This is a genomic window from Stutzerimonas stutzeri, from assembly GCF_000219605.1.
Classification (GTDB): domain Bacteria; phylum Pseudomonadota; class Gammaproteobacteria; order Pseudomonadales; family Pseudomonadaceae; genus Stutzerimonas; species Stutzerimonas stutzeri.
The window spans coordinates 17,040-29,660 of the sequence record NC_015740.1; the positions used below are offsets into that span (position 1 = coordinate 17,040).

A 12,621-nucleotide genomic window follows, 5' to 3' on the forward strand; every position below is an offset into this window, starting at 1 on the left:
GGGCTTAGCCAAGTGCGGAAATATCGGCAACGCCAAGGAACAATCCTCTCAGCCGGGCCAGCAAGGCGTAACGGTTGGCGCGTACCGAAGCGTCTTCGGCATTGACCAGCACCGCCTCGAAGAAGGCGTCCACCGGACCACGCAGGTGCGCCAGACGCTCCAGTGCCTCTCGGTACTGGCGTGCGGCGGCCAGCGGCTGCACGGCCTGTTCGGCCTGCTGGATCGCCGAATACAGTGAGAACTCGGTGGCGTTGTCGAACCAGCGAGGTTCGACCGCTTCCGGCAGCTTGGCCTCGAACTTGGCCAGCAGGTTGGATACGCGCTTGTTCGCCGCGGCCAGCGCCTCGGCTTCCGGCAGGGTGCGGAAGGCCTGCACCGCCTGCACGCGCTGATCGAAGTCCAGCGCCGAACCGGGCTGCACGGCACGCACCGAGAGGTAGGCGGCGACGTCGACGCCCTCGTCCTCGTAACGTGCACGCAGGCGGTCGAAGATGAACTCCAGCACCTGATCGGCAAGGCCGGCCGACTTGACCTGGGTACCGAACTGGCCGATGGCGAAGTTCACCGCCTCGACCAGGTTCAGGTCCAGCTGCTTCTCGATGAGGATGCGCAGCACGCCGAGGGCAGCGCGGCGCAGTGCATAGGGGTCCTTGGAGCCGGTCGGCAGCATGCCGATACCGAAGATCCCGACCAGGGTGTCGAGCTTGTCCGCCACTGCCACCGCGGCACCGGTCAGGGTGCTCGGCAGCTCGCCACCGGCGCCACGCGGCATGTACTGCTCGTTCAGCGCCAGTGCAACGTCCTCAGGCTCGCCCTCGTTGAGCGCGTAGTAGTAGCCGGCGATGCCCTGCATCTCCGGAAACTCGCCAACCATCTCGGTGGCCAGGTCGGCCTTGCTCAGCAGGCCGGCACGCATGGCGCGCGCCTTGTCGCCGCCGGTGCGCTCGGCGATCAGCCCGGCCAGACGCGAGACACGCTCGGCTTTGTCGTACACGGTGCCGAGCTGGGCCTGGAACACCACGTTCTTCAGACGATCGTTGAAGCGTTCCAGCGGCTGCTTCTTGTCCTGCTTGAAGAAGAACTCGGCGTCGGTCAGACGCGGACGCACGACCTTCTCGTTGCCGGAGACGATCTGCGCCGGGTCCTTCGATTCGATATTGGCCACGGTGATGAAGCGTGGCAGCAGTTTGCCGTTGGTATCCAGCAGGCAGAAATACTTTTGGTTGTCCTGCATGGTGGAGATGAGCGCCTCCTGCGGCACCTCGAGGAAACGCTCCTCGAACGAGCAGACCAGCGGCACCGGCCACTCCACCAGGGCGGTGACCTCATCGAGCAGCGCCGGCGGCACGATGGCACTGCCGTTCTGCTCGGACGCCAGCTGCTCGACGCGCTTGGCGATCAGCTCGCGACGCTCGGCGAAGTCGGCGATCACATGGGCGCCGCGCAGGTCTTCCAGGTAGCTGGAGGGTTTGGAGATATGCACCTGACCCGGGCTGTGGAAGCGGTGGCCGCGGGATTCGCGACCGGCGCGCTGGGCGAGGATCTCGCAGTCGATCACCTGCTCGCCGAACAGCATCACCAGCCACTGGGTCGGACGGACGAACTCTTCCTTGCGTGCGGCCCAGCGCATGCGCTTGGGAATCGGCAGGTCGTTCAGCGAAGCCTCGACGATACCCGGCAGCAGCTGGGTGGCGGGCTGACCTTCGATGGTGCGGCTGAACTTGAGCTTGGGCCCGCTGCGGTCGATTTCGGCCAGGTCCACGCCACACTTGCGGGCGAAACCCAGGGCAGCCTGGGTCGGCTCACCGTGGGCGTCGAAGGCGGCCTGCATCGGCGGGCCGTCGAGGTTGATGCTGCGGTCCGGCTGCTGGGTGGCCAGCTGCTCGACCAGCACGGCCAGGCGACGCGGTGCGGCGTAGGCCTGGGCCTTGGCAAAGCCCAGGCCGGCGTCCTTCAGGCCCTTCTCGATGCCGGCGCAGAAGGCTTCGGCCAGCTTGGCGAGCGCCTTCGGTGGCAGTTCTTCGGTACCCAGTTCGACGAGGAAATCCAGTGCACTCATTCTGCAGCCTCCAGCTTGGCCAGCACTTCGTCACGCAGTTCGGGGGTGGCCATGGGGAAGCCGAGTTTGGCGCGGGCCAGCAGGTAGCTCTGGGCGATCGAACGGGCCAGGCTGCGCACGCGCAGGATGTACTGCTGGCGCGCGGTGACCGAAATGGCGCGACGGGCATCGAGCAGGTTGAAGGTGTGCGACGCCTTGACCACCATCTCGTAGGCCGGCAGCGGCAGCTCGGCGGCCATCAGCCGGTTGGCTTCGCTCTCGTAGAAATCGAAGAGTTCGAACAGCTTCGGCACATTGGCGTGCTCGAAGTTGTAGGTCGACTGTTCCACCTCGTTCTGGTGGAACACATCGCCATAGGTCACGGTGCCGAACGGACCGTCGGCCCAGATCAGGTCGTAGACCGAGTCGACACCCTGCAGGTACATGGCCAGGCGCTCCAGGCCATAGGTGATCTCACCGGTGACCGGGTAGCACTCGACGCCGCCGACCTGCTGGAAGTAGGTGAACTGGGTGACTTCCATGCCGTTGAGCCAGACTTCCCAGCCCAGACCCCAGGCGCCGAGGGTCGGCGATTCCCAGTTGTCCTCCACGAAGCGCACGTCGTGCACCGAGGTATCGACGCCGATGCGGCGCAGCGACTCCAGGTACAGGTCCTGGATGTTGTCCGGGTTGGGCTTGAGCACCACCTGAAACTGGTAGTAGTGCTGCAGGCGGTTGGGGTTCTCGCCGTAGCGGCCGTCGGCCGGGCGGCGCGAAGGCTGGACGTAGGCGGCGTTCCAGGTCTCGGGACCGATGGCGCGCAAGAAGGTGGCGGTGTGGAATGTACCGGCGCCCATTTCCATGTCATAGGGCTGCAGGACCACGCAACCCTGCTCGGCCCAGTAGCTTTGCAGGGCGAGGATCAGGTCTTGGAAGGTGCGCACGGCAGGCGTAGTCTGGCTCAAAATTTCACCTGTGCTGGGCTTCGACAGAAAGCCTCGAAGTATACCCCCCGCATGGCTGCGCTTGCGATGGTTTCGGCCATCGGACGAGCCCTGCGCAAGGAGACCACATGCCACGTTGCGCCTGGTGCGGCACGGATCCGCTGTACATCGACTACCACGATCGCGAATGGGGCGTACCGGCCCGCGATCCGCAGGTGCTGTTCGAATTCCTCTTGCTCGAGGCCTTTCAGGCGGGGCTTTCCTGGATCACCGTACTGCGCAAGCGCGAGCGCTACCGGCAGGTGCTGTTCGGCTTCGATGCCGAGCGCCTGGCGCGCATGAGCGATGCCGAGATCGACGAGCGCATGCAGGATCCCGGCATCATCCGCAACCGGCGCAAGCTCGAGGCGGCGCGCAGCAACGCGCGTGCCTGGTTGCAGCTGGAGGATCCGGTGGGGTTCGTCTGGTCCTTCGTCGGCGGCGAACCGAAGATCAATCGCTTCGAGCGCCTGGATCAGGTGCCGGCGGTCTCGCCCGAGGCCGAGGCCATGAGCCGCGCGCTGAAAAAAGCCGGCTTCAGCTTTGTCGGCCCGACCATCTGCTATGCCTACATGCAGGCTTGCGGCATGGTGATGGACCATCTGATCGATTGCGAACGGCATGCCGCGCTGGTCGGCGGCGATTGAGCCGTATGCCACCAAGATATGCGCCTTTGCCAGCGTCGCGCCTGAACGCCGCCGCCCGATGCAGGTAGACTAGGCGACCTGAAAATTTCGGAGTGCGGTGTGGAAAAGCTCAAAGGTGCCCTGGTCGTCGGTTCCCTGCGACTGTTCGCCCGGTTGCCCTGGCGCATGGTGCAGGGGCTGGGCTCGGCGATCGGCTGGCTGATGTGGAAGCTGCCGAACCGCTCGCGCGAGGTGGCGCGGATCAACCTGCACAAGTGCTTTCCCGAGCTGAGTGCCGCCGAACTGGATGTGCTGCTCGGAAAGACGCTGCGGCAGACCGGCATGACCTTCACCGAAAGCGCCTGCGCCTGGATCTGGCCGGCTGAGAAGACCCTCGGGCTGATTCGCGAAGTCGAAGGCCTCGAGGTGCTGCAGGCGGCGCTGGCGTCTGGCAAGGGGGTGGTCGGTATCACCAGCCACCTGGGAAACTGGGAAGTGCTGAACCATTTCTACTGCGCGCAGTGCAAGCCGATCATCTTCTACCGGCCGCCAAAGCTGAAGGCGGTGGACGAGTTGCTGCAGCAGCAGCGCGTGCAGCTGGGCAACCGGGTCGCGCCCTCGACCCGGGAAGGCATCCTCAGCGTGATCAAGGAAGTCCGTCGTGGCGGTGCGGTTGGCATCCCGGCCGATCCGGAACCGAGCGAAGGCAGCGGGCTGTTTGTGCCTTTCTTCGCCACCCAGGCGCTGACCAGCAAGTTCGTGCCCGGCATGCTCGCCGGCGGCAAGGCGGTCGGCGTTTTTCTTCACGCGTTGCGCCTGGAGGACGGTTCGGGCTACAAGGTGATCCTCGAGGCGGCGCCCGAAGGGATGTATAGCGAGGACGCCGAAACCGGCGTGGCGGCCATGAGCGCGATGATCGAGAAGTACGTGCGGGCCTACCCCAGCCAGTACATGTGGACGATGAAGCGCTTCAAGAAGCGCCCCGCCGGCGAAAAGCGCTGGTACTGATCAGGCCAGAACAAGAACCAACAAGGACGAACCCATGCGCAACCAGCGTCAGCATCCACGTACCAACATGAAGTGCCGTATTCGCATCACCCATCCGGCCTTCGGCGAGGTGTTCGCCCACACCCGCGACCTGTCCGATGGTGGCGTCTATGTGCGGCATCCGGAGTTGGTAGTGCTGAAGCCTGGCGACGAGGTGACCGGTCAGGTTCAGGACCTGCCGATTCCAGCGCCGGAACTGCGGATGGTGGTGATGCGGGTCGATGCCGAGGGGATCGGCCTGCAGTTCCTGCGCGAGGACTGAGCGGGCGCTCAGTCAGGCGTCAGCCGGTCGAGCCGACGCAGAAAGACGCTCATTTCCTTTTCCGCCTGCTTGTCGCCGCGAGCGTTCGCTGCGGCGATGCCGCTTTCCCAGGCCTCGTGGGCGCCCTGCTTGTCGCCATCGGCCTGCAACGCCTTGCCCAGCAGCTTCCACGCCGCCGAGTACTTTGGATCGAGCTCCACGCAGCGGCGCAGGTGCTGCGCCGCCCTGCCCGGCTGACCGGCATCCAGGTAGCCCTTGCCGAGTCCGAAGCGCAGCATCGGATTGTCCATGCCTTGAGAGAGCATCTTTTCCAGCGATTCGAGCATGATCGGACCTTGATTGGAGCACGGGCGCCCAGGGAGTCCCCTCCACTGTAGTGCAAAGCGACTGCCCGGCAAGATGGTCAGCATACGCCATTGGTCTTAGCGGGTGCGCGCAATCTTGAGCGCGCCGCGTGACAGCCGCGTGGCATCTCAATGGGCTTCATTGACTGCGCTGAGAAACTCCCGGGTGCGCTCTTCCTGCGGGTTGTTGAACAGTGCGTCCGGGCTGCCCTGCTCGTGGATCCGACCCTGGTGGAAGAAACATACGCGGTCGGCGAACTCGCGGGCGAAGCCCATCTGGTGGGTGACCATCAGCATGGTCAGGTTGTGCGCCTCGCCGAGACGGCGAATCACGCTCAGCACCTCGCCGCAGAGCTCCGGGTCCAGCGCCGAGGTCACTTCGTCGAACAGCATCACCTTGGGTCGCATGGCCAGCGCCCGCGCAATCGCCACGCGCTGCTGCTGGCCGCCGGACAGCTGCGCCGGGAAATGCTCCAGCTTGTCCTCCAGGCCGACCATCGCCAGCAGCTCCTCGGCCCGTTCGCGCGCCTCGCGCTTGCTCAGCCCGAGCACCTGAACCGGGGCTTCCATGACGTTCTGCAACGCGTTCATATGCGGGAACAGGTTGAAGCTCTGGAACACCATGCCGACCTTGCCGCGCACCCGGCGCAGATGACGGGCGTTGGCCGGGACCAGTCGGCCATGGCCGTCGGGCATATGGGTCAGGGGTTCGCCGTCCACCTCGATCAGCCCGTCGTCGATGCCTTCCAGGGTCATCAGCACCCGCAGCAGGGTCGACTTGCCCGAGCCGCTGGGGCCGATGATGGCAACCTTCTCGCCCTCCTGGACATCAAGGTCGAGCCCCTCCAGTACGGTCAGCTCGCCATAGCGCTTGGTCACGCTGGCGAAACGCACCATTGGCTGCGCCGGCGCTGCGGCCGCCATGGCGGCGGTGTTCGATTCTTCTGTGGCGGGCATTGGCGTATTCATCGGGCCAGCTCCATGCGGTTTTCCAGGCGGCGCACGCACCAGGCGAGGCCGAGGCTGAGAATTAGGAAGAAGACGCCGACCATGGTGATCGGCTCCAGGTAGCGGAAACTCTCGGAGCCGATGTTCTTGGCCCGCTGCATGATTTCCACCACGGTGATCGCCGACAGCACCGGCGTGTCCTTGAGAACCGAGATCAGGTAGTTGCCCAGCGCCGGCAGTACCGGGCGCAACGCCTGCGGCAGGATCACGTCGCGGTAGGCGGTCCAGGGCTTCATGTTCAGCGCGGTGACCGCTTCCCACTGCGAGCGCGGCACCGCGTCCAGGCCGGCGCGGTAGACCTCGGCGGTGTAGCAGGCGTAGTGCAGCGCGATACCGATGATCCCCGCCTGCATGGCGCTGAGGTTGAGGCCGTAACTGGGGAAGACGTAGAACAGGAAATACACCTGGATCAGTAACGGCGTGCTGCGAATGAATTCGATCAGCCCGGTGACCGGCCAGGACAGCCAGCGGTGGCGGCTGCGCCGACCGATGGCGAGAAACAGGCCGAGCACCACGGCGATGGCGAAGCCGGCCAGGGCGATGCCGATGGTGGTCAGCGAGGCGTCCAGCAGCCGTGGCAGGATTTCGCGGGCGAATTCCCAGTCGAAGAAGTTCATGACAGGCCTCCGCGCATCCGGCCACGGGCCAGGCGCTGTTCCAGCCTGCGCATGGCGAAGTTGATCGTCTGGGCGAGAACGAAGTAGATCACCAGCGCCAGGCCGAAGATCTCCAGGGTCATCAGGGTTGCCTGGTCCAGCTGCCGGGCGCGGAAGGCCAGGTCCGACAGGGTGATCAGCGACACCAGCGAAGTGTTCTTCAGCAGTTCGATCAACAGGTTGGTGCCGGGCGGAATCGCCGCCAGCAGCGCCTGCGGCAGGATGATCCGGCGCATGCGGGTCAGCGGCGTCATGTTCAGCGCGTGGCAGGCCTCGTGCTGGCCGCGATGCACCGAGCGGATCGCGCCACGCAGCACCTCGGCGCCGTAGGCACCGATGTTCAGGCCCAGGCCGACCACCGCTACGGCGAAGGCGCTCATCTCGACGTTGAACGGTGGCAGCGGCAGCACGAAGTACAGCCAGAACAGCTGGACCAGCAGCGACGAGCCACGGAACACCTCGACGTAGATGACGGCCAGCCAGCGCAATGGTGCCAATGGCGAGAGCCGGGCCAGCGCGGCGATCAGCGCGCAGGCGATGGCCAGCAGGGAACCGAAGACAGTCACCTTGACGGTGACCCAGGTGCCCTGCAGCAACAGGGGGAGCAGTTCGATCATGGTGGCGCTATCCGGTTGTCCGGAGCGCTGAGCGAGGCTGCGCAAGCGGCGGCGCAGCCTTGGTCAGCGTTCGCAGGCGGGCGGCGGGTCGGCGCAGCAAACCGGCCGCCCGACGGGCTTCAGGCGCCGCAGAGCTCGGCGGCGGTCTTGTCGGTCAGGTTGGAGCGGTCGAAGCCGAACGGTTCCACGGCTTTCAGATGCTCCTCGCTGCCCAGCCACTGCTTGAGCTCGGCATTCACTGCATCGCGCAGGGCTTCGTCCTGCGGGCGGAAGGCCAGCGCACCATAGCCGGCGCGCGCGGGATCGTCCTCGAAGTCGGCAATGGCCTCGACATCGTTACTGGCCTTGGCCGCCAGCCCGCGCATGGTCAGCTGGGTGCCGATGGCGGCATCGGCGCGGCCGCTGCGTACCGCCTGCAGCTGGGAGGTGGTATCCGGTACCTGGAGGATCTGCGAATCCTTGATGCCGGCCTTGCGCGCATAGCCCAGGTTCACCGTGCCGGACATGATGGCGATCTTCACCTCGGGGTTGCCGGCGATGTCCTCGTAGCTGCGCAGCTCCTTCGGGTTGCCCTGGGCCACCAGCAGGGTGTCGAGCAGGCGGTAATGCGGGTCGGTGAAAAGCACCTGCTTGCAGCGTTCCGGGGTGATGTACATGCCGGCGGCGATGAGGTCGAAGCGCCCGGCGCGCAGGCCGGGGATCAGCGAGCCCCATTCGGTGAGCACCGGTTTGATGGTGCCGATCTCCATGCGCTCGAAGACCTTGCGCACGATTTCCGGCGACTCGCCGGTGACACTGCCATCCAGCGCCGTATAGGCGAAAGGCGTCTCGTTGGCATAGCCGATGCGGACGCTGTTGCTGTCCTTGATCTTTTCCAGGGTATCGGCCTGGGTGACGCTGGCGAAACCGATGCTGGCCAGGGCGGCACAGGCGATCAGCAGCCGGCGGGGGCTTGTCGTGATGGGGCTGTTCCTCATTGGGAGTTTCTCCTGTTCCTTGTAGAGACCCGAGGAATCGGATCGTTATTTGTCTAGGAGTGGTAACTGCGTTGACCGTAGTAAAGGACGCTTGCGAAGCGACAAGGTGCCGTGAACATTACGGCGGTCATAGCTTCCTTCAATCGAATCCCTGACGAGACGGTCATTCTGGAGGGTACAAAAGCTGGCCATAAAATGGAAATCTGAGGCCATCTGGCGCGATCTGACGCAATTGAAGGGGATGATGGAAAACACGCCGTAACGGAGCTACAGGTTTCCTGATTGAGAAAACAAAACGGCCCACCATAAGGCGGGCCGTTCGGGTAAAAGCGGCGGGCTTCAGAAGAAGGTCAGGCCGGCCTGGAACAGGCGCTCCACGTCGCGAATGTGCTTCTTGTCCACCAGGAACAGGATGACGTGGTCGCCGGACTCGATTCGGGTGTCATCGTGCGCGATCAGTACCTGGTCGTCGCGGATCACCGCGCCGATGGTGGTGCCTGGCGGCAGGGCAATCTGCTCGATGGCGCGACCCACCACCTTGCTCGAGCGCGGGTCGCCGTGGGCGATCACCTCGATCGCTTCGGCCGCGCCGCGGCGCAGCGAGTGTGCACTGACGATATCGCCGCGGCGCACGTGGGTCAGCAGGGTGCCGATGGTGGCCAGCTGCGGGCTGATGGCGATGTCGATTTCGCCGCCCTGCACCAGGTCGACGTAGGCCGGGTTGTTGATGATGCACATCACCTTGCGCGCACCGAGCCGCTTGGCCAGCAGCGAGGACATGATGTTGGCCTCGTCGTCGTTGGTCAGGGCGAGGAACACGTCCGCCTCGTTGATGTTTTCTTCCACCAGCAGGTCGCGGTCCGAAGCGCTACCCTGCAGGATGATGGTGCTGTCCAGGGTGTCGGAGAGGTAGCGGCAGCGTGCCGGGTTCATCTCGATGATCTTGACCTGGTAGCGGCTCTCGATGGCCTCGGCCAGCCGCTCGCCGATGTGCCCGCCACCGGCGATGACGATGCGCTTGTAGTTCTCGTCGAGCCGGCGCATCTCGCTCATCACGGCACGGATGTGGCCGCGGGCAGCGATGAAGAACACCTCGTCATCGGCCTCGATGACCGTGTCGCCCTGCGGCAGGATCGCGTGGTTGCGGCGGAAGATGGCCGCCACGCGGGTGTCGACGTTGGGCATGTGACGACGCAGCTGGCGCAGCTCCTGGCCCACCAGCGGGCCGCCGTAATAGGCGCGTACCGCCACCAGCTGCGCCTTGCCGCCGGCGAAGTCGATCACCTGCAGCGAGCCGGGATGCTCGATCAGGCGTTTGATGTAATTGGTCACCACCTGTTCCGGGCTGATCAGCACGTCCACCGGAATGGCTTCGTTGTTGAACAGACCCGAGCGCACCAGATAGGCCGCCTCGCGCACCCGGGCGATCTTTGTCGGCGTGTGAAACAGCGTGTAGGCGACCTGGCAGGCGACCATGTTGGTTTCGTCGCTGTTGGTTACCGCCACCAGCATGTCGGCGTCGTCGGCACCGGCCTGGCGCAGCACCGTGGGAAAAGAGCCTCGGCCCTGGATGGTGCGGATGTCCAGGCGGTCGCCGAGATCGCGTAGGCGATCGCCGTCGGTGTCCACCACGGTGATGTCGTTGGCTTCGCTGGCGAGGTGTTCGGCGAGGGTGCCGCCGACCTGACCGGCACCGAGGATGATGATCTTCACGCGGTCACTCCTGAGCGGCAGCCATCCGCTGCCGCGTCCATGTTGGGGTCGAGCCTGGCCGGCCCGGGTTCGGCTTACTGATGATGGCCACGCGGTTGAGCTGCGATCTTGATCAGCTTGGCATAGTAGAAGCCGTCGTGGCCGTCCTGCTGCGGCAGCAGCTGGCGACCGTGGGGCTGCGTCAGGCCGAAGCCGGCCGGCAGGTCCAGTTCGCGCGCGCCGGGGGTGCGTGCGAGAAAGGCACCGATCACCTCGCGGTTCTCGGTCGGCAGCACCGAGCAGGTGGCATAGAGCAGCACGCCGCCGACTTCCAGGGTCGGCCACAGTGCATCGAGCATCTCGCCCTGCAGTGCGGCCAGTGGAGCGATGTCCTCGGCCTGGCGGGTCAGCTTGATGTCCGGATGGCGGCGGATCACGCCGGTGGCCGAGCAGGGTGCGTCGAGCAGGATGCGCTGGAACGGTTTGCCATCCCACCACTGCGCGGTGGCGCGCGCATCGGCGGCGAGCAGCTCGGCATCGAGCTGCAGACGCTCGAGATTCTCCCGTACCCGCGCCAGGCGCTTGGGCTCGAGGTCCAGCGCAACCAGCCCGGCCAGCTGCGGCTCGCGCTCGAGCAGGTGGCAGGTCTTGCCGCCCGGAGCGCAGCAGGCGTCCAGCACGCGCTGGCCGGGCGCCAGATCGAGCAGCCCGGCGGCCAGCTGCGCGGCTTCGTCCTGCACGCTGACCCGTCCTTCGGCGAAGCCGGGCAGCTGCTGCACATCGCAGGGGCTGGCGAGTCGGATGCCGTCTTCGCTGAATTCGCAGGGGAAGGCGTCGATACCGGCGGTTTGCAGCTCGGTCAGGTAGACGTCTCGACTGGTCTGACGGCGGTTGACCCGCAGCATCATCGGCGGATGCGCATTGTTCGCCGCGCAGATGGCTTCCCAATGTTCGGGCCAGTGTGCCTTGAGGGCCTTCTGCAGCCAGCGCGGGTGGGCCACGCGAATCACCGGATCGTGTTCCAGTTCGGCCAGCAGTGCTTCACCTTCGCGCTGGGCGCGGCGCAGCACGGCATTGAGCAGCCCCTTGGCCCAGGGCTTCTTCAGCTTGTCCACGCAGCCGACGGTTTCGCCGATGGCGGCATGGGCCGGAATACGGGTATGCAGCAGCTGATAGAGGCCGACCAGCAGCAATGCTTCGACATCACGGTCGGCGGCCTTGAACGGCTTCTGCAACAGTTTGTTGGCCAGCCCCGCCAGGCGCGGCTGCCAGCGCGCGGTACCAAAGGCCAGTTCCTGGGTCAGACCGCGATCACGGGCGTCCACCTTGCCGAGGACCTCGGGCAGGCTGCTGCCCAGAGACGCCTTGCCCGACAGCACGACGCTCAGCGCACGGGCCGCCGCCAGGCGCGGATTCATTGGCCGAGAACCAGGCCGGGGGCGAACTGCTCACGCCGGCTGTTGTACAGGTCGCCGAAGCCAAGCGGCTTGCCACCGGGCAATTGCAGGCGAGTCAGCGACAGCGCGCCTTCACCGCAGGCAACGGTCAGCCCTGCCTTGCTCGCGTCGAGGATAAGGCCGGGCTCGCCGCGGCCTTCGCCGAGGCGTGCGGCGTGAATCTTCAGCGTTTCGCCGTTCAGCGTGCTGTGGCAGATCGGCCAGGGGTTGAAGGCGCGAATCAGCCGCTCCAGCTCGACTGCCGGGCGGGCCCAGTCTACGCGCGCCTCGTCCTTGCTCAGCTTGTGCGCATAGGTGGCCAGGCTGTCGTCCTGCACTTCGGGCGTCAGGGTGCCGGCGGCCAGGGCGTCGACGGCCTGTACCACGGCGTGCGCGCCGAGCAAGGCGAGACGGTCGTGCAGCGAGCCGCCGGTGTCTTCGTCACTGATCGGCGTGTTGACCTTGAGCAGCATCGGACCGGTATCCAGGCCCGCTTCCATCTGCATCACGGTGACCCCGCTCTCGCTGTCGCCGGCCTCGATCGCGCGCTGGATCGGCGCCGCACCGCGCCAGCGTGGCAGCAGCGAGGCGTGGCTGTTGATGCAGCCCAACCGTGGCGCATCGAGCACGGCCTGCGGCAGGATCAGGCCATAGGCCACGACCACCATCAGGTCCGCCTGCAGCGCGGCCAGCTCCGCCTGAGCCGCCGGATCACGCAGTGTCTGCGGTTGCAGCACCGGAATGTCGTGTTGCATGGCGAGCTGTTTGACCGGGCTGGGCATCAGCTTCTGGCCGCGCCCGGCCGGGCGGTCCGGCTGGGTATAGACCGCAACGATCGATTTGCCCGCATCGAGCAGGGCCTGCAGGTGCTGGGCGGCGAATTCCGGAGTGCCGGCGAAAACGATGCGCAAGGGCTGGGTCATGGGGACTCGCTA

The 12,621-nt window shown here is 65.8% G+C and carries 13 protein-coding genes; 3 read left to right on the forward strand and 10 right to left on the reverse strand.

Annotation, left to right across the window (positions count from 1 at the left end):
- Positions 1–4 precede the first annotated feature (4 nt).
- Both glyS and glyQ read right to left on the reverse strand, forming a co-directional pair.
- On the reverse strand, positions 5–2,059 hold the full coding sequence (glyS, locus tag PSTAB_RS00075; protein WP_013981185.1) for a glycine--tRNA ligase subunit beta: 2,055 nt from the start codon (positions 2,057–2,059) through the stop codon (positions 5–7).
- On the reverse strand, positions 2,056–3,003 hold the full coding sequence (gene glyQ / locus PSTAB_RS00080; RefSeq protein ID WP_003284253.1) for a glycine--tRNA ligase subunit alpha: 948 nt from the start codon (positions 3,001–3,003) through the stop codon (positions 2,056–2,058). The genes glyS and glyQ overlap by 4 nt, the downstream gene beginning before the upstream one ends.
- Positions 3,004–3,110: 107 nt before the next feature.
- On the opposite strand from glyQ, the gene PSTAB_RS00085 reads away from it, so the two are divergent.
- The 3 genes from PSTAB_RS00085 to PSTAB_RS00095 all read left to right on the forward strand — a co-directional run bounded on the left by PSTAB_RS00085 (position 3,111) and on the right by PSTAB_RS00095 (position 4,956).
- Complete coding sequence (locus PSTAB_RS00085) at positions 3,111–3,668, forward strand: DNA-3-methyladenine glycosylase I (RefSeq protein WP_011911262.1); 558 nt, start codon at positions 3,111–3,113, stop codon at positions 3,666–3,668.
- 99 nt (positions 3,669–3,767) lie between these two features.
- Positions 3,768–4,655, forward strand: a complete 888-nt coding sequence (locus PSTAB_RS00090) for a lysophospholipid acyltransferase (protein WP_013981186.1) — start codon at positions 3,768–3,770, stop codon at positions 4,653–4,655.
- 34 nt (positions 4,656–4,689) lie between these two features.
- Positions 4,690–4,956, forward strand: coding sequence for a PilZ domain-containing protein (locus PSTAB_RS00095; RefSeq protein WP_013981187.1), 267 nt, complete (start codon positions 4,690–4,692; stop codon positions 4,954–4,956).
- A gap of 8 nt (positions 4,957–4,964) precedes the next feature.
- On the opposite strand, the gene PSTAB_RS00100 is transcribed toward PSTAB_RS00095, so the two are convergent.
- The 8 genes from PSTAB_RS00100 to fmt all read right to left on the reverse strand — a co-directional run bounded on the left by PSTAB_RS00100 (position 4,965) and on the right by fmt (position 12,609).
- Positions 4,965–5,282, reverse strand: a complete 318-nt coding sequence (locus PSTAB_RS00100) for a tetratricopeptide repeat protein (protein WP_013981188.1) — start codon at positions 5,280–5,282, stop codon at positions 4,965–4,967.
- 147 nt (positions 5,283–5,429) lie between these two features.
- Entirely contained in the window at positions 5,430–6,269 is an 840-nt protein-coding gene (gene ehuA / locus PSTAB_RS00105) for an ectoine/hydroxyectoine ABC transporter ATP-binding protein EhuA (protein ID WP_013981189.1), read from the reverse strand.
- Positions 6,266–6,925, reverse strand: coding sequence for an ectoine/hydroxyectoine ABC transporter permease subunit EhuD (gene ehuD, locus PSTAB_RS00110; protein WP_013981190.1), 660 nt, complete (start codon positions 6,923–6,925; stop codon positions 6,266–6,268). Before ehuD ends, ehuA begins: the two co-directional genes overlap by 4 nt.
- Positions 6,922–7,581, reverse strand: a complete 660-nt coding sequence (gene ehuC, locus PSTAB_RS00115; RefSeq protein WP_013981191.1) for an ectoine/hydroxyectoine ABC transporter permease subunit EhuC — start codon at positions 7,579–7,581, stop codon at positions 6,922–6,924. The genes ehuD and ehuC overlap by 4 nt, the downstream gene beginning before the upstream one ends.
- Positions 7,582–7,700: 119 nt before the next feature.
- A complete protein-coding gene (gene ehuB / locus PSTAB_RS00120; RefSeq protein ID WP_011911268.1) occupies positions 7,701–8,558 on the reverse strand; it encodes an ectoine/hydroxyectoine ABC transporter substrate-binding protein EhuB in 858 nt (285 codons plus the stop codon).
- A 339-nt stretch (positions 8,559–8,897) separates the two neighbouring features.
- A complete protein-coding gene (trkA, locus tag PSTAB_RS00125; RefSeq protein ID WP_011911269.1) occupies positions 8,898–10,271 on the reverse strand; it encodes a Trk system potassium transporter TrkA in 1,374 nt (457 codons plus the stop codon).
- A gap of 74 nt (positions 10,272–10,345) precedes the next feature.
- Positions 10,346–11,668, reverse strand: coding sequence for a 16S rRNA (cytosine(967)-C(5))-methyltransferase RsmB (gene rsmB, locus PSTAB_RS00130; protein ID WP_011911270.1), 1,323 nt, complete (start codon positions 11,666–11,668; stop codon positions 10,346–10,348).
- Complete coding sequence (fmt, locus tag PSTAB_RS00135) at positions 11,665–12,609, reverse strand: methionyl-tRNA formyltransferase (protein ID WP_013981192.1); 945 nt, start codon at positions 12,607–12,609, stop codon at positions 11,665–11,667. Before fmt ends, rsmB begins: the two co-directional genes overlap by 4 nt.
- Positions 12,610–12,621 lie beyond the last annotated feature (12 nt).